Raw genomic sequence first — 21,317 nt, 5'->3', positions numbered from 1 at the left:
ATAACATGTTTATCATTCGCTGGATTTTAGGCAGGATTATTCTGTTTTTAAACTTCGTATTTAGCCCTAAGAAGCGCCAACGTCCACTGGCTGAGCAACAAAAAATTGATGCTCAAACTCAAGCCTTAGCCCTGTATCAATATCCTGCATGCCCATTTTGTGTAAAAGTCCGCCGTGCAATGCGTCGCCAAGGACTCAACATAGTGACCCACGACGCTAAAAAAGCGCCGCATAAAGATGAACTCATCGCTCAAGGCGGCAAACAGCAAGTGCCTTGTCTGCGGATTGAAGAAAACGGTCAAGTACAGTGGTTATATGAATCAAAAGAAATCATTAACTACTTAGACCAACGCTTCGCCTAAATCACGGCGCAACGGTCAGCGCAAATATACAAATAAGTGCGCCCAGTAAACTTTTCAATCGTCTGTTCAATGGGCTCCTTACAAAGGGCTTTACGTTGGAATGACGAGGTTTAGGGCGCAGTTCTTTTATTGCGTTGTTTTATCGCATTTACTTACGCCACAAATATTCACGGTCAGAATAATCAAATAACCACTGGGGCTGATACACCACCAATAGCGTCACTGCCATGCCATTAAGCAATGCCTCAGGGAATGCCAGCAAAGGGATTAGCATCAGGTAGTCGTCCACTAACACATTCCAATCGTAATCCGCTGCAGACCACAACCACATCGCCCAACTCAATTGATGAAACACAGTTGAGAGGCCCGCATTGATAAAACCACCGACGAAGATGAATACAAAAATATGCTTAGGAAATAAATGGTAACTGCGACTGTATAGGATAAAACACAGGAACAGCGGCACAGCCATAGCAAACAGACTAAAAGCACCAAAATCAGCGGGCTGCTTTAATACAAAAAGACTAAAAAAAGCGCTCGGCAACAGCAACACTAGGGTCGCAAGACGCCAGCCGAACATCAGCATACAAGTGACAACTCCCAGAAAATGCAGATGCAACCCTGTTTGAATACTGGCATTTAACGACCACAGCGCATTGATCCCCACCAACGTCAGCAACAAACGTAATTGGAGATGTTTATCCCGCCGGAGCAGCACTAACTCTTCTTTTGGCCATATGGCGTAGATCCATAACGCCAAGAACATAAGGCATATACCTTGAGTCAGGCTCATATCCCATTCGATTTGCGCCCATTTATTCGACCAAAACGCCAACATTACTCGCCCATCCTTAATCCATTACACCTATCGGCGCGTACTCAGCCTATGAGAATGCCATAAATCCATGAACTTTAGGGCCATATTAAGGTATTCTTCTGTCAGTTAATAACTAAGAGTTAAATTTGATTATGCCGTTTCGATATCTCAGCCTTGCCATCTTAAGTTGTTTCTCGCTCATCGCCTGCAGCAGTGCGCCAATTGACCCGAGTGAACTCGCCGGAAAATTACGGGATAAGTTGACGACAGATATTAAAAGCGATGGCCTTAAACTCTTCAGCTACAAAGCGCGTCTGGTCGATGAAAAGTCGACAATGAATGAGACAGAGCGCCCTTTTCCACACGAGGCACGCATACGTAATATGCAAGATCCCCGTGAGCAACGTCGCGCGATGCAAGATCTACAGGACTCATTAGAAATTTGGGGGAGACAGGTTGATTTAGGTTTAATCAAAACCCTTGAAATGACGGGTTATTGCCGCGAAGGTTATATTGAATTAAGCCGAATTATCGAGCCCGGTCGAGGAGAAATCCGCGGTGAGTGCCAAGAGGGTGCAACCAATGCTGATAAACAAAAATTTATGAGCTATTAACTAAACTCAAAGTAATGAAGAAACATGCACAGTTGCTAATACAAAAAACTGAAATCGGCTAAAAATAGCTAAAACGATAATAAGCAGAATAAAAAGCAAGCATGCGCGTATGAGACAATACGCGCATTCACATCACACTAGACTGATTCGGTCAGTGGCACAGCACGATTTTCCAATAACACAGGGATACCTTCAGTGATCGGATAAGCAAGCTTATCTGCCTTACAAATCAACTGCTGCGTCGTTTTATCGTACTCAAGTTTACCCTTACACACAGGGCAAGCCACTATATCTAACAATTTTTTATCAAATGCCATGGAAGTTTCCTTATTTAGCTGCAGCCACTTCACGAAGACGTGCGAGCAGCTGTTCATCAAATTGTGGGGATAGCTTGGCATCGACCGCCAAATACCACCAGTTTTCTTGTGCAAAATCGCGACATTTAACCGCATCTTTTTCAGTCATCAACAGTGGCAAGCCTTGGGCTAAATCACCTAACTGGGTTTTATCGTAGGCCTGATGGTCATCAAAACCATGGCAGAAGGCCAGTTGATAGCCTTGTGCGCGCAACGATTCAAAGAAGCGCGCTGGATTACCTATGCCCGCCATCGCAACGAGCGGCAGAGACTTATCGAAAGTATATTCACCAGACGTCGCATCACATTTAACAGGCTTCACTGCCGTAGGTGTCAGTTGCATTTCGAACTGCCCTTTTGCCGCTGGGCCGCCATTACTGACGATAAAATCCACGGTATCGAGACGCCACGCGCCTTCACGCAATGGACCTGCTGGCAATAGCAAGCCATTGCCTAAACCGCGCTGACCATCAATCACCACTAGCTCAATATCGCGTGCCAGAGCATAATGCTGTAGGCCATCATCACAGATGATGACATCAACACCAAACTCAGCAATAAGCGCATTAGCCGCATCGACCCGTTTAGCGCCAACCACCATAGGCACTTGAGTACGCGCCACTATCATGGCAGGTTCATCACCCACCTCTGCCGCACTTGCACCTAAGCAAACCGATTTAACGCCTTGAATATCAACACCGTAACCACGACTGATCACACCGGGGTGAAATCCATGTTGGCGCAGTAATTCAATCAGATAAATCACAGTTGGCGTCTTACCGCTGCCACCGACGGTAATATTACCGACGACGATGACAGGTACAGGCATTGCAGTTTGTGATTTCATCCCGAGGTGAAACAAAGCGCGGCGCACATAAGTGATAACCGCGAATAAGCCAGATAAAGGTAACAAGAGCCATCGCACTGGATGGCCCTGATACCAGATTTTATTCACTAAGGCCTGCATCTAACTACCAAATTGCATTTGGTATAATTTGGCGTACATGCCATCTAATTCCAATAGTGATTGGTGCGTCCCGCGCTCGACGATACGCCCCTGATCGACTACTAAAATCTGATCGGCACTCTCGATGGTCGACAACCTGTGGGCGATCACTACAGATGTGCGGTTTTGTCTGAGGTTATCTAACCCTTTTTGAATGGCTTTTTCTGACTCAGTATCCAGTGCAGAGGTCGCTTCATCGAGGATCAACACGGGCGCATCACGTAGCATAGCGCGCGCAATCGCAATCCGCTGTCTTTGCCCACCAGACAATAACACACCATTCTCACCCACTTGGGTATCAAGGCCTTGGGGCAGCTGATCAATAAACTCCATCGCATAGGCCAAGGTCGCAGCTTCAATGATCTGCTCACGAGTCGCCTCACCGGGATAGGCGTAAGCGATGTTATTGGCTATCGTGTCATTGAACAAGGTCACCTGTTGCGATACCAGTGCCACTTGATTGCGTAGCGATTTTAGCGAGTAATCGTAGATGCTGACGTCATCAAGCAGAATATCGCCGGATTCAAGGCCCGTGTAAAAACGGGTCACTAAACTCGCAATAGTCGACTTACCTGAGCCAGAACGTCCAACTAAGGCTAAGGTTTGCCCGGGTTTGACTTCAAAATCGACATTCTCAAGTGCACGACGATCTTGGCTGTCATAGGTAAAACACACATTATCAAAACGTAGATGACCCTTAGCACGCTCGACAGTATAAGTTCCCGTATCGGACTCTGGCAGCGTATCCAGTAATTCAAACACTGTGGTACAAGCCGCAATACCCCGTTGAAATTCGGCATTCACTCGGGTTAAGTTTTTAATTGGCTGTAACATGGCCATCATGGCGCCAAGAATCGTCGCGAAGGTACCCGCGGTAAGATCGGCTTTCATGCTGTCTAAGCTTGCCGCATAAAGTACAAAGGCTAAGGCGAATGAACCAATAATCATGATCAGAGGCTGACTAATGGCTTGTGCCACAGCTAACTTCATATTTTGATGGCGGTTTTGATCGTTTACTTTAGCAAAACGGGTTGCTTCTGTTTCCTGTCCACCAAAGGCCAATACGTTTTTATGGCCTTTAATCATTTGCTCCGTAGTCGCACTCACCCCGCCCATGGCTGTTTGAATTTGCTTAGAGACTTTGCGAAAACGACGACTAACCACCGCAATGACCATGCCCATGATAGGACCAATCACAAGAATACAGAGGGATAGTTTCCAAGAGTTATAGAACATCAGCACCAGCATACCAAACACGGTCACACTATCGCGGACGATGGAAATCAAAGCACTTCCCGATGCTCGAGCGATTTGCTCAGTATCAAAAGTCACTTTTGAGATCAAGTTACCGGTATTTTCCTTATCCATATAACTGACAGGCAGGCTCAGATAATGCTCAAACACTTGCTGACGCATGTCCATGATCAAACGTGCACTCATATATGAAATGCCGTAAGTCGAAACAAAGTTAGCAAAGCCACGTAGGGAAAACATAACGATAACCACAAGCGGCGCCATCATAAGCACGTCGTTGTTTGCGTGGAAACCTTCACTGGTTGGTAATGCTATGCCGTTGGTCACCGCAGCAGGTGCGCCGCCGGAGAAACCCTTATCAATAAAGGGGCCGATGAAAGCGATAAAGGCGGCATCGACGAGACCATAAATAATTAATCCCGCAACTGAAAGCATAAACATGCCTTTCATCTGTTTTATATAGCCCAGTAATCGTTTGAAAACTGTCCACATTTCGTCTTTAGGAGATGTTGTCATTGATAACACTAAATTATGGCAAAGTAGGCATTCTACTCTGGATTAATCAAGTCACCAAATCTAAACAGAGAGTTGTACCAAAATGGCGCTAAATCACCACGATAGGTCTTAACCTCTCGCTCAGACTGCTGAAAAATCACACTAATCTGCCCTTCTATACCTGTAGTTAGGCCCATAATCTCCCGTTGCTGATACCGTTCAACCACTGTGGATTTTGGAAACCCCCAGCGATTAGCAAAACCAGCAGGAAACAAGACTAACTTGGGGGCAACAGCATCAATAAAGGCTTCAGTTGACGAGGTTTTACTGCCGTGGTGGGGCGCAACGAGCACTTGACTTTGTAACTCATGCTCACCACTTAGGGCACGACTTAATAGCGAAGTTTCGATTTGCTTTTCGATATCCCCCGTAAGCAGTAGACTCTGCCTGTCATCATCAATGCGTATAACACAGGAACCATTATTACCCGCTAACGCTTGAGGCGGAGAAAGCAAATTCAAACTCAACCCTTGCCATTGAATTAGCCTTGGGCGGCAATCTTGGCCGCTAAAACCAGCCACGTCTGTGATCACTAAAGCCTTAGGGTAAGCCTCAATCAAAACAGGGGCACCACCTGCATGATCGTTATCGCTATGGCTGATAACAATATAATCAATCTCTTGAATGCCTTTAGCTTTTAGGAAAGGTAATATCACCCGCTCCGCATAACTAAAGTCATCACCAAAGGCGGCACCGGTGTCGTAGACCAGCCCTCTACCATTCTTTTCAATAACCACAGCTAAACCTTGGCCCACATCCAGTAAATGCATAGCCCATCGATTATTTTGAAAGGGTGACCACAGCGTAATACAGAAAAGCAAAGCGGGAATAAACAGTAAACTCAGCAGGCTTAACCAAGAAGTATAATTTTTATTTTTAGGCACATAGCGCCATAACACACCACCGATGAGCGCGTATAACCCAAAGGCTAATATCGTATCTGAAAGCGCTAACCAATGGGCTGGCAATTGCTGGCTTATGTCTAGCAACTGCGCATAGGGTGATAAACTCCAATCACTTAGGCGAAGCAGTCCCAACCAAGAGAACCCAAACGCAGTTCCAAACCACCAGCATATAAATCCCGCCATGGCTAATGGGATAACAACAAAACTAAACCATGGCACAGCTAGGATATTCATCCACAAGCTGTGTAAACTCACACCACCAAAGAGTGCTCCTTGCAGTAATCCAAGCCCAAGGCTCAGGCGCCATTGGATAGCCCAAAATTGCAAAAGCCCCGCGCCTACACGCGTCCTTCGAGTCGACACAGCCGTAAACTCTTTGGGCTGGATGACTAAGGTATATAAAATCACCCCTAAAGCACAAAACGACAGCCAAAAACCCGCACTTAAACAAGCAAGCGGGTCGAGTAACAATACGACAAACAATGCAAACAGCAAGCGCTCCCACGCAGTAGAAAATCGCTTTAATAAACTCAGTAGCATTAACAGTAAAATCATCACGAGTGCACGCTGAGTCGACACACCAAAGCCTGCAAGATAAGCATAAAATGCGGCGCCTATACCTGCCGCGACTAACGCAAAAGTCATATTCCGTCGACTCTGATGTGACACTAAACGACTCAATCCAAACAAAAGGCAAGCGTATACCCATGCCGCGACAACGGAGAGGTGCAAACCGGAAATCGCCACTAAATGGCCAGTGCCAGTCTGCCTTAGTGCTTGCCAACGAGCTTGTGAGATCAAATGCTTATCCCCCAAAAGCAAAGCGAGTAAAATGTCACCTTGAGGTAAAGAGGCTAATTCAGGTGTCAATGCGCTTATGAGGTCATTACGCAATGAAGGCGAAACCGCAAGTAACTGCGCCTCAATCACTCGTCCTTTACCGACAACATGTTGACTGATTAATTGTTTTTGTTCGTTGTAGCCGCCTTGATTTAGCACGCTAGCAATGCTCTTAGGTGTCAACGTAAACAGCCAAACCTGACCCACATCGACTTCTGGCGGATCTTTCCACGTGAGTCGCAATTTTGCGTTTGGCCCTAAGATTAAATTTGGTTTAATGAGCGATATATCCAAACTTAGCCAGTCGCTGTTTCGACTAACTAGTGATATGATTTCGCCCCTTACCTGTATAGGTTGTTGTAACACTGGCAAATCCTGCCTAGATAATCCTAAGCAAAAACCAGTTAGCCATGCTACCGCAAAGAGCCCACCTGCACAGACAGGGATTTTTCGGTGTAAGATTAACGCCCCAACAACAAGGTAGGGTATGTAACTGACTGGCGGCAGCGAAGGCCATAACATCGCTGATAATAAGATGGCACTAAAGCCAAACATGAATCGATTCATAGTGAATTAAGTTAAGACAGCAATTTCAGCATATGCCAAAAAAATTAATTAAAAGATTTATGCCTAAGCCTGAAACCTTGCGTGAGCATAAACACTTACGCATGTTCGGACGCTTGTTACATAATCCCAATCTATGGGCACTTAATCGAAAATCCGCCCCAGGCGCATTTGCCGTAGGGTTATTTGTCGCTTGGATCCCCATGCCATTTCAGATGGTTGTTGCAGCGGCTTTTGCCATTCTATTTAACGTTAATATTCCTGTTTCAGTTGCATTAGTATGGATAACCAATCCCTTAACTATGCCAGTGATGTTTTATGGGGCGTATTTACTCGGTGCTAAAATACTCGGCCATGCTCCGCAAGATTTTGCCTTCGAAGCAAGTTGGCAATGGATTGAAGCATCGCTTGCGACTATAGGTCCGGCATTCTTACTCGGGTGTCTCGTGCTAGGAGTGGTTTTTTCCGCTGTCGGTTATTTGCTGATTAATAATCTGTGGAAATATTCAATTATGTTTAAGTGGCAGAAACGCAAGAATAAATAATCTTTTATATTCAAACCGCTTATGTTGGTACAACGATTGAGTCGAGGTAACAGCATAAGCGGATTAACACATTCGCTCTCGCTTCCCTTTTGTTCATCATATAAATCACCTTCTACAATACAACCACATTAACTCCACTTTGCGCCGAATTTAAGATCGTACATATCTGTGAATTAAATCACACAGCGGCGCCTAGCTTTTCCCTAAAAACAGATTTTTGCTGTTACTATTTATAAAAACATCAAGTAGGGAATATCCATGCCTTTTTATCATCAATATGGTTCTAAAAGCCTTAAAGCCGTTGAACACTTAGTCCTATTTATTATTGCCATTGCCACCGTTGTCGCAATAGGCCAAGAAATTGTGCATATCATCTCTGTACGTATGGTCGCACTGGCCGATTTACTCTTGTTATTTATTTTCTTAGAAGTGTTAGCCATGGTGGCTAACTACTATGAATCCGGTAAGTTACCAGTACGTATGCCGCTTTATATTGCGATTGTCGCCTTGGCCCGTTACCTAATCTTAGATATGAAGAGCATGGAAGACTGGCGTATCGCAGCAATATCATTATCGACGCTAATTTTAGCGGCAACCGTGATTGTGATTCGTTGGGGCCAATTAAAAATGCCTTATCCAAAAAATCAAGAATACGACAATTAATCAAATACCTGAGTTGGTGCTATTGAAACCTAAATCAATGGCACCTGCTGTTCTCGTTTTAAAACTATTATCAAAGACCTAGCTTTCACATTGGTATTCTGCCAAAAAGCAATTATGCTAGTTTTACTGAGATCAATAATTTACGGGGCAATTGAGTTATGGGTGACCATACTACTGGTTTTGAAGAAAAACGCACATCACTGCGAGTCGACATGGAAGCAGAGCGCGTGGTCTTGAATTGGATCGACACTCAAGGCATGAAGCAAACAGATGAAGGTGTGTGTATCGACTTAGCAAGACGCGGCATTTTATTCGATTATAAAAATCCGTTTGCACTGGGCGAACTCATCGAAGTGACCTTTAATCCCAATTCAACCCAACAAAATACCGTTAAAGGACAAGTCTGCCGCTGCGCAAAATGCCACGACCAAAGCTACCACATTGCCATGCAACTGCTTTAATTTAACTTAAATTTCGCAGCTTTAATGGCTCTGTTCTACACTCAATGAATTGAACAATTCATTAAGGGGCGTCAGTATGATCTTGCTGGTAGGTGGTGAAAAAGGTGGTAGCGGAAAAAGTTGTCTCGCTCAAAATCTTGCCGTTTATATTAAGCAAAAATTTCAGGCAAACGTCCTCATGGTCGATTGTGATCCCCAACGCACGACTTCAGATTGGATCCAAGCAAGAAATAATGATCCAAGCCTCCCAAGTATTAATTGCATCCAACTTTACGGCAAGATTCGTAATGATTTACTCAGCCTCAATGAGCGTTTTGACTACGTAATTGTAGATTGTGGTGGCCAAGATAACTTAGCCATGCGCGCAGCTATGTCGGTAGCGACTTATGTTGTGATCCCCCTCAGACCCAAAAGACGCGATCTCAAAACATTACCCCACATGGAAGACATGCTAAGTACGTGTAAGATGGTGAATCCTAAAATGATCGCGACTATAGTGCTAACCCAATGTCCAGCGCTTCCTACACAGTTTAAACGCATTTTAGAAGCCAAAGATGTGGTGCAATCCTTTGGACTAAGAGTGCTAAATTCAGTTACATTTTGCCGAAATATTTATGATGACAGTGAAGAAAGAGGCTCTTCAGTCGTCGAAATAGAACCCGATGGGAAAGCAGCCGATGAGATCCGCGCCATAGCGGATGAGTTATTCGCAATGCCACCAGAAAATAGCTATGAGCTTAACTGATCTTAAACGTAAGAAACCTAAGCAAATCATCAAGCCGGTTTCTGTCGATGATTTCATTGAAGATGCCAATAACTACGCCTTAGGTAAGGCGAGTTTATTAGCTGCGCCCACCACACACACCATAGTTAAGGGCTTAGATAAAAAATCGACTAAGATTTATCGCCACGCGACCTTTACCCTCACTGAAAACAGTATTTCTCAGCTTGACGCCCTATCGAAATCCACCAATATTGCAAAATCTCGATTACTGCGTATTTTGATCAATGAATTTACCCAACTCACTCCCGCACAGCAGGAGCAAATTGCAAATAAGCGCCACGATGAAGCCTAAGCTTCAACAAAATAATTACACATCTAAGTGACTAAAAACTAACCAGCCAAATAAAATGAGTACGCTATGGTCACTGTGTATTATACCAATCACATTAAATAGTTAGTCAGTTCAGAGCCTCACTGGCATCTCAATCCAAGGCGCATTGATGCAGAAATGGTCATTCCCTTTTAAGTAATGCAACACCGGAGTGGAATGCCTGTGGCTCCCGAAGGGCGGCTGATATTCACTGCATGGCAACACGCTTATACAGCGTTTAATGCTTTGGACAGAGCACCGCTATGCCTTCAAGCCTTTGCCTTGTCTAAAGCGCTTTGAGCTCCCGCTGAATGAACAGATATTTAATACGATGGGTATTAATGCTCACACTTTCGCCCTGCTACAAGTTGTATACCTTGGGACGTTTCGTAAAACTTACCTTTACCTATGAGTAACTCAATTAATGCTTCGGCACTCAAATCAGTTGCACTACAAGTATGGTATCGAGCCGCCGAGCCAAACTTTTGCTCCATCATGGAAATTAATTCAGGCTTTATAATAGCGGCCCCTTGAGCTACCATCAGCGCCATAACATCATGACCGTGAACAGAATTGGACATATGTCCTCCTAAAGATGCAATATTATTGTTCTTTATATCCTAACGGTTAAATTCGAACCCTGATCTCGCGCACAAACTTTCAAATGGGGACGACTGCGCCGACATCTGTGACGATAATGTGAGCCATTATGTCTTTGATCCTATTACTGACCCAACAGATGTCGCTGTACTTAGTGATCGTTTACTTAGTCAGTAAAACACCGCTGTTTAAACTGTTTGCTGAAACGTCTCCTCGTCTGCCACATAAGATTTTTATGTATCTGATTTTTTCGAGTTTCTGCATCATGGCCACTTATTTTGGTGAGCAAACCTCAGGAGCGATTGCCAACACTCGTGCTATGGGCGCCGTTTTAGGCGGATTATTAGGAGGACCGGTTACTGGTTTTCTGGTGGGGCTGACTGGTGGGCTACACCGCTACAGTATGGGCGGCTTTACTGATATAGCCTGCGCCATCTCCACCACCTTAGAAGGCTTATCCGCAGGGATGATAAGCTTCTACTTAAGACGCGCAGATAAAAGTGAGCTCATCTACAATCCATTACTCGTTTGCCTAGTGACTTTTTATGCTGAAATGATGCAAATGAGCATCATACTTTTGGTCGCACGCCCCTTCGATGATGCATGGGAATTGGTACGTCAAATCGCGCCGCCCATGTTGTTAGTGAACTCCGTGGGAGCGGCACTCTTTATGAGCATGATCCGTGACCAAAAAACCATGTTTGATAAACTCTCATCGAGCTTTTCGACTAAGGCATTAAAAATTGCCGAACGCAGTGTCGGATTACTATCCAAAGGATTTAACGAAGAAAGTAGTAGTCACGTCGCCCAAATCGTCATCGAAGAAACCAATGTGGGTGCTGTGGCCATCACGGACAGGGAAAAACTGTTAGCCTTTATTGGCATAGGCGCCGATCACCATCTCCCTGGTACACCGATTTCATCTAAAATCACCTTAGAAGCCATCAATCAAAATAAGGTCATGTTCGCCGATGGCGTTGAAACGCCCTATGCATGCTCTATTTCTTCTCATTGCCGTCTAGGGTCAAGTCTAGTGATCCCGCTGCGCAGTGATACCGAGGTCATTGGCACGATTAAACTCTATGAGCCTAAGAATAAACTTTTTTTGAATATCAACCGTACTTTAGGTGAAGGTATTGCCCGTCTGTTATCAAACCAAATTCTTTATGGGCGTTTTGAGCAACAGCAAAATCTACTAACTCAAGCCGAACTTAAATTGCTGCAGGCTCAGGTCAATCCGCACTTTTTATTTAATGCACTGAATACCATTAGCGCGATTATCAAACGTGATCCTGATATGTCTAAGCAGCTACTGCAGCAGTTATCACAATTTTTACGGATCAATTTAAAGCGAACGACAGGCTTAGTGACGCTTGGGGATGAGCTAGATCACATAGCGTCCTATCTCACCATTGAAAAAGCGCGTTTTATTGATAAATTACAAGTCAGTATCGCGATACCTGAATCACTCTACCACTGTAAAGTCCCCGCCTTTACCCTGCAGCCAATTATTGAGAATGCCGTAAAGCACGGCACTTCGCACATGATTGAGCAAGGGCAGATTAAAGTGACTGGCAAGCTCGAAAATGATGTGCTGGAGCTAGAAGTCACAGACAATGCCGGGTTGTATCAGCCCATTGAGGGCTCAGAAGGCCTAGGGATGAACTTAGTGCATAAGCGAATTCAAAATATTTTTGGCGAACAATACGGCGTGACAGTGGAGTGCGAGCCCGATCAATTGACTCGTGTCACCATAAGGTTGCCCATAGAAAGCCCTGAAACATCAAATATGGATAACCGCACGTGATCACTTGTTTAATTGTCGATGATGAGCTGTTTGCTCGTGAAGAGTTAGCTGACCTTTTGGGGCAAGAACACGACATCCAAATCGTCGGTCAATGCGCCAATGCTATTGAGGCATTACAGAGCATAACCAAAGAAAAACCTCAGTTAATCTTTCTTGATATCCAAATGCCACGCATTTCGGGCATGGAACTTATTGCAATGCTCGACCCCGATGACATGCCGAAAATCGTGTTTGTCACCGCCTACGACGAGTTTGCCGTCAAAGCCTTCGACAATCATGCCTTCGATTATTTACTCAAACCCATAGATGCCGACAGACTCAGTAAAACCCTCACTCGTGTGCGTAAAAATCTAACGCCTCAGGCTATGGACTCCATTACCCCAAAGAGTCTTGAACATATTCCCTGCTACAGCGGCAATAAACTCAAAGTCATTGCAATCCAAGATGTGGAATATGTGTTCAGTGACTTAAGCGGCATCCATGTGGCCAGCACGAAAGGCAAAGTCCATACCCAGTTGACCTTGAAAGTGTTCGAAGAAAAAACCCCACTGGTGCGCTGCCATCGGCAGTATTTAATTTCACCTAAGGCGATTGCTGAAATTGAGCTGTTAGATACTGGGGCTGAAGTCACCACTCATTTAGGCGATAAAGTCCCCGTATCACGCCGCTATCTTAAAAGCCTTAAACAGCTATTTGGCTTTCAATAAACACAATCCAAAAGTCATCTTAGCGATGTATTTTTAGCCATAAGATAGCCAACAACACTCACCGTTAACATAAAATGGTAACCACTTAAGCTCGCCTATTGCCGCTCACACTGCATTTTCGACCACTCATTGAGATTATAAAGTTTTATATCAACAACTTGTTTACACTCGCCAGAACTCAAATGGGGAGATAACAAAAATGATGTGGTTCCTACTCTGTGTCGGTCTACTGATCGGCGGCTACTTTATCTACGGCGCCTTTGTCGAGAAAGTCTTCGGCATTAACGCTAATCGTCAAACACCCGCTTTCAGTCAAACTGATGGCGTCGACTTTGTGCCTATGTCTAAAGGCAAAGTCTATCTAATTCAATTATTAAACATTGCAGGCGTAGGCCCAATTTTTGGTCCTATCTTAGGTGCACTCTATGGTCCTGCAGCCATGTTGTGGATTGTGGTTGGCTGTATCTTTGCAGGTGCAGTACATGACTACTTCTCCGGTATGTTGTCAGTGCGCAATGGCGGTCAATCCGTGCCAAACCTTGCGGGTAAGTATTTAGGTAAGAGCGCCAAACACTTCATGAACGTGTTTGCTATTGTGCTGTTACTGCTAGTCGGTGTGGTCTTTATCTCTGCGCCTGCAGGCTTACTTGGCAAGCTTACTGGTTGGGATGTCAGTATCTTCGTTGGTATAATCTTCGTCTATTACCTGATTGCAACTGTGGTACCTGTCGATAAAATTATCGGTCGTCTGTACCCCTTCTTTGGCGCTTTATTGTTCTTCATGTCGTTTGGTTTAGCTTTCGCAATTATGCTATCAAGCGAGCATACCTTACTGCCTAACGTACAAGCGGGCGATTTCTTCCAAAACTTAAATCCGAACGACATGCCACTTTGGCCTGCCCTATTCATCACTATTGCCTGTGGCGCGGTATCGGGTTTCCATGCTACTCAATCACCGTTAATGGCCCGCTGCGTTGAAAACGAGACAAATGGTCGCTTCGTCTTCTTTGGTGCCATGATTGGCGAAGGCATAATCGCATTGCTTTGGTGTGCCATCGCGTTGTCTTACTTTGGCGGAATAGAAGGGTTGAGTGCGGGTATGTCAGGTAACCCTGCCAACGTCGTCTATGAGGCCTCTACCGGTCTGTTAGGCGCTATCGGTGGCTTTATGGCTATCCTAGGGGTGATTATTCTGCCGATTACCTCAGGCGATACGGCTTTCCGCTCTGCGCGTTTGATTCTGGCTGAATTTTTCAATATGCCACAAATCTCACTACCAAAGCGCTTAGTGTTAGCTCTCCCACTGTTTGTTATCGGCGGCATATTGACCCAAGTGGACTTTGGTGTGATTTGGCGCTACTTCGGTGTAGCAAACCAAGCCACTGCAGTATTAATGCTGTGGACGGCTTCGGCTTACCTGCTACGACATAACAAACTACATTGGATTGCGACAATTCCAGCGATGTTTATGACCACTGTGGTTATCACCTTCCTACTGAACTCGTCAACCTTAGGTGCCGGTTTACCTATGACGGTATCAACCATAGCGGGCATAGTCACAACCTTAGTGATTACAGCACTCTTGATTGTGAAAACCAAAGGTAAAGGCGAAATTGATTTACTGGTTGAAACAGAGCTTAAAGAGACAGTCAAAGACTAGTCAAACAATTCAAATGACCAACCTAAAACAGGCGCTTTATTGCGCCTGTTTTGATCATACTGCTCCACCAATAACAGCTATCACAGGTTTAAGCTAGCAAGGTATTCAAGCTTGACTCGATACCATTCCACACTGTATCAGGCATACAAAACTGCTATACTCCCGCCATAGCACACTGCAACATGCATAATATGAATCAATCGAATAACCCGCTCCACGGCATTAAACTGGAAACGATCATCACTTATTTAGTCGAGAAATACGGCTGGGAAGAATTAGGTGAAAGAATTAATATCCGCTGTTTTACCCACGATCCCAGCATCAAATCCAGTTTACGTTTTTTGAGAAAAACAGAGTGGGCGCGGGATAAAGTCGAATATCTTTATTTAAGAGCCAATAAATTACCCTTGCCGCCACCCAAAGCAGACTCTAGTCAAACGGCTAAGAAGCCTGCGGCAAAAATTGCGACGAAGAAAACCAATCAAACTCCCCCTGACAAGTCAGCTAAAAGCGATAAACCTAACACAGATGACAAAGTAAATAGCCATATTTGGGGTAACAGTTAATCTTCGCCCTCTGCAGCCATAAAACGTGAACAGCCCTCACTTGAGGGCTGTATTGTCATCAGCACTATCACGCTTTTTGCCAAAGAAGCCAAAAATTAGCTTCAGTTTTTCAATTAATGGCCGATAGCGATTTGAGTATCAACACAGTTTGCATCTAATGGAGTATAGAATGAGCATTAATGGAATAAACAGTGCCACAATCGGCTCAACTTTCACTCCGGTATCGAGCGCATATATCGCAGCAACTCCTGCCACAACAAAAACGGCGACTAATGAATCGACAGCAGATGCGCAGGATACTCAAGACACAGTCTCCATTTCTTCAGCCGGCCGCGCCGCATTGTCCGCAGATGTAGGTGCCCCTTTAAGAGACAATGCTGCAGCCAAAAAAGATGGAACAGAAAATGATGCGTCAGAAGAGCCTATGACGTTAATCGACCAACAGATCCAGAAAATAAAAGAGCAGATCAAAGCACTACAAAAAATGCTGGCCAAACTTAAAGGAGATGACTCTGAGGTTGCAGAGCAACAACGTAAGTTAATCCAAGAACAAATAATGCAGCTAAGTAGTCAAATAGCAACCTTGACTGATAAGAAGATGCGCGACGCGCAAAAGTCAGCTTAGACAAGATAACTGACCAATAGTCTTTGTAATACAGCCCGTAATGGATGATAACCTAGATAGGAAAGCTAAACATTAAACGCCAAACATTGAGCCCATCGCCACGACGATAACTGAATCCGATGCGATCAACACTCAATAATTCACCGCCTAACAGCTTAGAAAACGCGAGGGAAAAACCGGCCTCATAACTGCCTGAAACTATGGTATCTTGCTCTATCTCGCTAATAAATCTAAGTTCATTGAAATACCAATAGCCTACAGCAAAGATCCTTGGTTGCACCTGCAGATCCCACCATTGCCAGCGTGGTGCTAACCCTAAATCAACACCTGTTTGTAGTACTGCAAATTGATCCGAAAACTTACCATAGTGCTCGCTGTACCCTGCAAAGCGTAATCTCGATACCCACACAGCATCCTGCCCTGCTAAGGTAAAGTCATACAAGCTACTGATCCCTGAGGCGATAATAGCAACGTTATCGTTTTTATCGAAGTTAGTGCCAAAACCGATATCTAAATACCCTTCCATTCGAGTATTTTCGCTCGCCTGCCAATGATGCTCAAAACCTGGGGTAACTGTCATAGTACCTATCGACGACGGTAACTCGCCTTCAGTGATATCTTTGGCTAAATAATCAAAAAAGCCAAAGGAGATAGGTAAACGTAACCAAGTTTGGCTACCGCTATCTTTCTTCAAATCAAAAGTTAACGGAATACTAACGACGGTCGCATTTTGGTTTGCAGCGCGGTAAACGCCAGTGCCAAGATAACTACCAAAGGCGTAAACAGAATTTGGATTAGTGCTAGTTTCTATCGGATTACTACCATTAGCATTACTATTAGGTGCATGATTGATAGAAAAGCCGGAATCATCCGCTTGAGATGCAGATATGAATGTATTTGTAGCGGAGACACTATCGGCAAAGGTGGTAGGAATAACGCTCAGTAATGCCAAGCACATTAGCGACAAGCTTAATAGCAACCGACTGAAACAATGGCTCAATTGACTTAAACCTTCCTCATTTTTAACTCAATCGGTCGACTCATCATGATGACAAAACTACTTATTTTCATCCATAAAATGATATTCAGACATCATGTGTCCAAGCTCAGTGGATTTAGTTTTTAAGTACGCTTCGTTATAACGATTTTTACCAACTTGCAGTGGTACGCGCTCAACCACTTCGATGCCAAACTCCTTCATCGCTTTCACTTTACGCGGATTATTGGTCATCAAACGCACATGCTTCACCCCTATCTGTTCCAGCATAGGCTTGATCATGTCGTATTTACGCATATCCGCTTCGAAACCGAGTTGCTCGTTGGCTTCAACCGTGTTGGCGCCTTTATCTTGCAGCTCATAGGCGCGAATTTTATTCAGCAAACCAATGCCACGGCCTTCTTGGCGTAAATAGAGGATAAAGCCACTGCCCGTTTCCGCAATATTTTGCATGGCAGCTTGTAACTGAAAACCACAGTCACAACGCAAGCTAAATAAAGCATCGCCGGTTAAACACTCGGAATGAATACGGCCCAACACAGGTTCATCCGCACTGAGTGTACCGAATGTGAGCGCAACATGCTCTTTACCTGATTCGGTATCTTCAAAACCATGCATGGCAAACACGCCCCAAGGAGTGGGTAACTTTGACGTCGCGACATATTTTATCGACATACTTAACCTTAACGACAACTCTCATTCCATGAGACGAATAAGATCCCTAGAAACAAAACGAGGATTAGGCACTTAGCCAACTAAGCGCACTATTCTAAAGTGTTTTTGAACAATCCAGAAATACTTTAGTGTTTTAATCAACTAAACCAAACATGAATGTCTTTTCGATGGGCAGCACGAAGGAATGGATTAAAACGAAGCAGTGCATTAAATACAAGGAGCACAAACACGCGATCGACACTCGATCCCGTGCCAGTGACATCCAATCCCACATTAAAATTTTGCGGGAGCGTATCCAGTAACTTCCGTTAGCCCCATTTCACGGCCGATAGCCGTCATAGGGTGGATTACCACAAGCCCTTTGACAGACTTTTTCAGTTTGCCCATGTCCGCTTGTTCCGCTTTTGTCAAAGCACGATGGAAAGGCAAACCTTTGATATCTGACCCTTGCTTATTCAATAGGCGGGTTTGTTGCCCTTTCACACTGCCGATTTGCTTAGTGACCGCAGCGATTTCGCGTTTGAACTGGGCAATAATGACGTCATCGCCTCTTTGTTCAGCCGCAGCAAGTTTACGACGAAATTTATCTAATTTATCGTTAAGCTGCTGCAGTTCTTGCTTTAAATTCATTCTGTTACCTTAAATTACCTAAGTTAGCCACAGTAAAATCTTAGCCTGATTATGCTAGCGTCTGTGTCAAGGCCTGAGATTATAGCAGCAAGTTACAGATCCTCGTTACCGCTTTTATAACAAACGAATGATCTGATTGCTGCTACCGCGAAAGACGAGACTCGGATCGGCAAGACTTTGTTCAAATTTTCCGTCCACCAGCACATCAATATAGGCCAACACGGCGCGCTGTTCATCACTCAACTCATCGAGCACATAACCTGTCCACAGCCAAATATCCTTCCCCTTACACTCAGCCTTGACTCGTTTGACGAGCGTCAAAATGGCACTGAGATTGACAGGCAATAAAGGATCTCCGCCCGAAAGCGATAAACCACGGCGCACAATCCGCTGATCATTAAGATCGGCAATAATCCTATCTTCCATCGTCCTATCAAACACATGCCCAGAACGGGGATCCCAAGTACTTTGATTGTAACAACCGCGGCACTGGTGCTCACAGCCAGAGACAAATAAGGTCGCACGCGTACCTGGGCCATTGACCACATCGATAGGGAAATACTGATGGTAATTCATTGATGGTTACTCACAGTGCATTTCATCTTTTAACATTGGTACTTATCCCATGGCACCATTGATGCCACGGAATAAGTCTAACAGGCAGAATAAGGTAATAGTGTTACAAGTGTTTGATCCTGCGTTTTACTTCTTCTTGCTTGCCATAATTAAAAGGCCGCGCATCAGGACTGCCTAAGTAACCGCACACACGGCGCGTCACAGAAACCCGACTAGGTTCATGATTGCCACACTTAGGGCAAGTGAACCCTTTACTGGTACAACTAAATTCGCCGGTAAAGCCACAGTCATAGCATTCATCAATTGGTGTGTTAGTGCCATAGTAAGGCACGCGGCTGTAGCTATAATCCCAGACGTTTTCCAGCGCTTCGAGGTTATGCTGCATATTGGGATATTCGCCATAACAAATAAAGCCGCCGTTCGCGATAGCGGGATATGGCTGTTCAAAATCAATTTTATCGTAAGGATTTACGCTTTTTTCCACATCGAGGTGGAAACTATTAGTGTAATAGCCCTTGTCCGTCACCCCTGTGACTAAGCCAAATTGCTTCGCATCCAGTTTACAAAAACGGCTGCAAAGGCTCTCACTTGGCGTGCTATACAGACTAAAGCCATAACCTGTTTCGGCCTTCCACGCATCGGTAGCCGCTTTAAGATAAGCTACAATAGCAACGGCTTTTTCCCTTAATTGTGCATCATCAAATACATGGGTTTGGGTGCCATAGAGTGCATTCATGGTTTCATGCAAGCCAATGTAACCGAGTGAAATCGATGCGCGGCCATTTTTAAAGATTTGCGCCACATCATCATCGGCCCGTAAACGTACACCACAGGCGCCTTCCATATAAAGGATAGGTGCCACGCGGGCTTTAACACCGTTAAGTCGCTCAATTCGGGTATCTAGTGCTTTACGGGCTAATACCAGTCTGTCATCTAAAATACGATAAAATTCAGCTTCATCGCCATTGGCTTCTAAGGCAATCCGCGGCAGGTTTAAACTGACCACTCCCAAATTATTGCGCCCTTCATGCACAAGCTCGCCATTTTCTTCATAGGTGCCTAAAAAGCTACGGCAGCCCATTGGGGTTTTAAATGAACCGGTAACTTTCTCGACTTGCTCGTAGTTGAGGATGTCGGGATACATGCGCATTGTTGCGCATTTGAGCGCCATCTGTTTTACATCGTAATTGCAATCGCCCGCTTTATGATTAATACCATCGCGAATCGCAAACACTAGCTTAGGGAATACTGCAGTCTTGCGATTTTTACCCAATCCCGCCATCCGCACTTTGAGCATAGATTGCTGAATTAAGCGTGATTCCCACGACGTACCTAAACCAAACCCAAAGGTCACGAACGGTGTTTGGCCATTGGCAGTGTGTAAGGTATTGACCTCATATTCCAAAGACTGGAATGCATCGTGACATTCTTTTTCAGTTTGCGCCGTGGCAAAGGCTTTGGCGTCGGTGATCTTCCAATTCAGGGCAATTTGGTAATGCTTGTCGTAGCTCTTAGCGACAAATGGCGCTAACACTTCATCGATACGGTTGATAGTAGTTCCGCCATAGATATGGCTCGCCACTTGGGCAATGATCTGCGCGGTCACTGCTGTCGCTGTTGAAATAGACTTAGGGGTTTCAATTTCGGCATTACCCATTTTAAAGCCGTGGGTCAACATGCCAGCTAAATCAATCAACATGCAGTTAAACATCGGGAAAAACGGCGAGTAATCTAGGTCGTGGTAATGGATCTCGCCCGCCTCATGGGCAGCGACCACATCCTTTGGCAAAATATGACTCTTGGCGTAATGTTTGGCGACTATGCCCGCGAGTAAATCCCGCTGAGTAGGAATGACTTTTGAATCTTTATTAGCATTTTCATTGAGTAAAGCCGCATTGCTTTGCTCAACTAAACCACGGATTTCGAGGTTGAGTTTACTGGTCGCTTCACGGCACACATCTCTGTCGTGACGGTATTCGATATACACCCGCGCCAGGGACTTGTACGGCCCTTCCATCAGTAAATTCTCAACCGCATCTTGTAGATGGTGGATATCGACTTCTGCTAATGGCGCGACGCTCTGACTGATACACGCTGCCACTGTCGCTGCATAGTCGCCATCCTCTATTCCAACTGAGTTTGCAGCGGCATTCACTGCATCCCGTATCCTTGTTTCATCAAAAGGTGTGCGGCAACCATCACGCTTAATTACGACTGGCATTGTTCAGTTCCTCTCCATCTCGCCTAAAAATTAACACTACATCTAGTGATTTTAAAAGCATAAAACACAATATGTAGAGCATTAGGCTACAATGACGGTAAGGAGTCCATGATCCAGATCATAGTTTTTAGGATGAAATAAAAGAACAAACAAGAACTGCAGCTAGGCCCAATTATCTGAAAATTGCGCCTTGACCTGCTGATTAAACCCAGCTAGT

General features: G+C 44.8%; 23 protein-coding genes. 12 read left to right on the top strand and 11 right to left on the bottom strand.

Features of this window, described 5'->3' with window-relative positions; all coding sequences use genetic code 11:
* The first annotated feature begins 5 nt into the window (after nucleotides 1-5).
* Nucleotides 6-362: a glutathione S-transferase N-terminal domain-containing protein gene (locus KFE26_RS06075; RefSeq protein ID WP_028760396.1), complete on the top strand. Its 357-nt coding sequence runs from the start codon at nucleotides 6-8 to the stop codon at nucleotides 360-362.
* 148 nt (nucleotides 363-510) lie between these two features.
* On the opposite strand, the gene KFE26_RS06070 is transcribed toward KFE26_RS06075, so the two are convergent.
* Nucleotides 511-1,200, bottom strand: a complete 690-nt coding sequence (locus tag KFE26_RS06070) for an energy-coupling factor ABC transporter permease (protein WP_212599910.1) — start codon at nucleotides 1,198-1,200, stop codon at nucleotides 511-513.
* A 131-nt stretch (nucleotides 1,201-1,331) separates the two neighbouring features.
* On the opposite strand from KFE26_RS06070, the gene KFE26_RS06065 reads away from it, so the two are divergent.
* The gene (locus KFE26_RS06065; protein ID WP_212599909.1) at nucleotides 1,332-1,793 is read left to right on the top strand and encodes a hypothetical protein; all 462 of its coding nucleotides are present in this window, start codon (nucleotides 1,332-1,334) and stop codon (nucleotides 1,791-1,793) included.
* Nucleotides 1,794-1,930: 137 nt separating this feature from the next.
* Here the strand turns inward: KFE26_RS06065 and KFE26_RS06060 are convergent, their stop codons facing one another.
* From KFE26_RS06060 to KFE26_RS06045, 4 genes are read right to left on the bottom strand one after another with little or no spacing between them, the layout of a single operon-like run.
* On the bottom strand, nucleotides 1,931-2,110 hold the full coding sequence (locus KFE26_RS06060) for a Trm112 family protein (RefSeq protein ID WP_006081200.1): 180 nt from the start codon (nucleotides 2,108-2,110) through the stop codon (nucleotides 1,931-1,933).
* Between the two features lie 10 nt (nucleotides 2,111-2,120).
* The gene (lpxK, locus tag KFE26_RS06055; RefSeq protein ID WP_212599908.1) at nucleotides 2,121-3,116 is read right to left on the bottom strand and encodes a tetraacyldisaccharide 4'-kinase; all 996 of its coding nucleotides are present in this window, start codon (nucleotides 3,114-3,116) and stop codon (nucleotides 2,121-2,123) included.
* Nucleotides 3,117-4,925, bottom strand: a complete 1,809-nt coding sequence (gene msbA, locus KFE26_RS06050) for a lipid A export permease/ATP-binding protein MsbA (RefSeq protein WP_105252892.1) — start codon at nucleotides 4,923-4,925, stop codon at nucleotides 3,117-3,119.
* A 32-nt stretch (nucleotides 4,926-4,957) separates the two neighbouring features.
* Nucleotides 4,958-7,276, bottom strand: a complete 2,319-nt coding sequence (locus KFE26_RS06045; protein ID WP_212599907.1) for a DNA internalization-related competence protein ComEC/Rec2 — start codon at nucleotides 7,274-7,276, stop codon at nucleotides 4,958-4,960.
* A 32-nt stretch (nucleotides 7,277-7,308) separates the two neighbouring features.
* Here KFE26_RS06045 and KFE26_RS06040 point away from each other — a divergent pair, with 32 nt between their 5' ends.
* The 5 genes from KFE26_RS06040 to KFE26_RS06020 all read left to right on the top strand — a co-directional run bounded on the left by KFE26_RS06040 (nucleotide 7,309) and on the right by KFE26_RS06020 (nucleotide 10,018).
* Entirely contained in the window at nucleotides 7,309-7,818 is a 510-nt protein-coding gene (locus KFE26_RS06040; protein WP_028760402.1) for a DUF2062 domain-containing protein, read from the top strand.
* A gap of 258 nt (nucleotides 7,819-8,076) precedes the next feature.
* Nucleotides 8,077-8,481, top strand: coding sequence for a phosphate-starvation-inducible protein PsiE (locus KFE26_RS06035; RefSeq protein ID WP_028760403.1), 405 nt, complete (start codon nucleotides 8,077-8,079; stop codon nucleotides 8,479-8,481).
* A gap of 158 nt (nucleotides 8,482-8,639) precedes the next feature.
* The gene (locus KFE26_RS06030; RefSeq protein WP_212599906.1) at nucleotides 8,640-8,942 is read left to right on the top strand and encodes a PilZ domain-containing protein; all 303 of its coding nucleotides are present in this window, start codon (nucleotides 8,640-8,642) and stop codon (nucleotides 8,940-8,942) included.
* Nucleotides 8,943-9,018: 76 nt separating this feature from the next.
* Nucleotides 9,019-9,687, top strand: a complete 669-nt coding sequence (locus tag KFE26_RS06025; RefSeq protein WP_028760405.1) for an AAA family ATPase — start codon at nucleotides 9,019-9,021, stop codon at nucleotides 9,685-9,687.
* Nucleotides 9,674-10,018, top strand: coding sequence for a replication protein RepA (locus tag KFE26_RS06020; RefSeq protein WP_028760406.1), 345 nt, complete (start codon nucleotides 9,674-9,676; stop codon nucleotides 10,016-10,018). The genes KFE26_RS06025 and KFE26_RS06020 overlap by 14 nt, the downstream gene beginning before the upstream one ends.
* A 356-nt stretch (nucleotides 10,019-10,374) precedes the next feature.
* On the opposite strand, the gene KFE26_RS06015 is transcribed toward KFE26_RS06020, so the two are convergent.
* Complete coding sequence (locus KFE26_RS06015) at nucleotides 10,375-10,617, bottom strand: YecH family metal-binding protein (protein ID WP_028760407.1); 243 nt, start codon at nucleotides 10,615-10,617, stop codon at nucleotides 10,375-10,377.
* Nucleotides 10,618-10,745: 128 nt separating this feature from the next.
* Between KFE26_RS06015 and KFE26_RS06010 the strand changes: the two genes are divergently transcribed.
* The 5 genes from KFE26_RS06010 (at nucleotide 10,746) to KFE26_RS05990 (ending at nucleotide 16,001) form a co-directional block, all read left to right on the top strand.
* Nucleotides 10,746-12,443 (top strand): sensor histidine kinase, encoded by a 1,698-nt coding sequence (locus KFE26_RS06010; protein ID WP_028760408.1) that lies wholly within the window; start codon nucleotides 10,746-10,748, stop codon nucleotides 12,441-12,443.
* On the top strand, nucleotides 12,440-13,150 hold the full coding sequence (gene btsR, locus KFE26_RS06005) for a two-component system response regulator BtsR (RefSeq protein WP_028760409.1): 711 nt from the start codon (nucleotides 12,440-12,442) through the stop codon (nucleotides 13,148-13,150). Before KFE26_RS06010 ends, btsR begins: the two co-directional genes overlap by 4 nt.
* A gap of 199 nt (nucleotides 13,151-13,349) precedes the next feature.
* The gene (locus KFE26_RS06000; protein WP_212599905.1) at nucleotides 13,350-14,810 is read left to right on the top strand and encodes a carbon starvation protein A; all 1,461 of its coding nucleotides are present in this window, start codon (nucleotides 13,350-13,352) and stop codon (nucleotides 14,808-14,810) included.
* Nucleotides 14,811-14,992: 182 nt separating this feature from the next.
* On the top strand, nucleotides 14,993-15,376 hold the full coding sequence (locus tag KFE26_RS05995) for a VF530 family DNA-binding protein (protein ID WP_049821727.1): 384 nt from the start codon (nucleotides 14,993-14,995) through the stop codon (nucleotides 15,374-15,376).
* Between the two features lie 169 nt (nucleotides 15,377-15,545).
* Nucleotides 15,546-16,001 (top strand): FlxA-like family protein, encoded by a 456-nt coding sequence (locus KFE26_RS05990; protein ID WP_028760412.1) that lies wholly within the window; start codon nucleotides 15,546-15,548, stop codon nucleotides 15,999-16,001.
* Nucleotides 16,002-16,053: 52 nt separating this feature from the next.
* On the opposite strand, the gene KFE26_RS05985 is transcribed toward KFE26_RS05990, so the two are convergent.
* The 5 genes from KFE26_RS05985 to nrdD form a co-directional block, all read right to left on the bottom strand.
* Nucleotides 16,054-17,001: a hypothetical protein gene (locus KFE26_RS05985; protein WP_028760413.1), complete on the bottom strand. Its 948-nt coding sequence runs from the start codon at nucleotides 16,999-17,001 to the stop codon at nucleotides 16,054-16,056.
* A gap of 57 nt (nucleotides 17,002-17,058) precedes the next feature.
* The gene (gene ribA / locus KFE26_RS05980) at nucleotides 17,059-17,673 is read right to left on the bottom strand and encodes a GTP cyclohydrolase II (protein ID WP_006087423.1); all 615 of its coding nucleotides are present in this window, start codon (nucleotides 17,671-17,673) and stop codon (nucleotides 17,059-17,061) included.
* A gap of 273 nt (nucleotides 17,674-17,946) precedes the next feature.
* Nucleotides 17,947-18,303, bottom strand: a complete 357-nt coding sequence (locus KFE26_RS05975; protein ID WP_028760414.1) for a YibL family ribosome-associated protein — start codon at nucleotides 18,301-18,303, stop codon at nucleotides 17,947-17,949.
* A 114-nt stretch (nucleotides 18,304-18,417) separates the two neighbouring features.
* Nucleotides 18,418-18,879 (bottom strand): anaerobic ribonucleoside-triphosphate reductase-activating protein, encoded by a 462-nt coding sequence (nrdG, locus tag KFE26_RS05970; protein ID WP_105252903.1) that lies wholly within the window; start codon nucleotides 18,877-18,879, stop codon nucleotides 18,418-18,420.
* Nucleotides 18,880-18,982: 103 nt separating this feature from the next.
* Nucleotides 18,983-21,100 (bottom strand): anaerobic ribonucleoside-triphosphate reductase, encoded by a 2,118-nt coding sequence (gene nrdD, locus KFE26_RS05965; RefSeq protein WP_212599904.1) that lies wholly within the window; start codon nucleotides 21,098-21,100, stop codon nucleotides 18,983-18,985.
* Nucleotides 21,101-21,317 lie beyond the last annotated feature (217 nt).

It is taken from the genome of Shewanella sp. M16 (genome assembly GCF_018224605.1).
In the GTDB taxonomy this organism is placed as follows: domain Bacteria; phylum Pseudomonadota; class Gammaproteobacteria; order Enterobacterales; family Shewanellaceae; genus Shewanella; species Shewanella oncorhynchi.
This window is presented reverse-complemented; position numbering and strand designations above follow the sequence as displayed.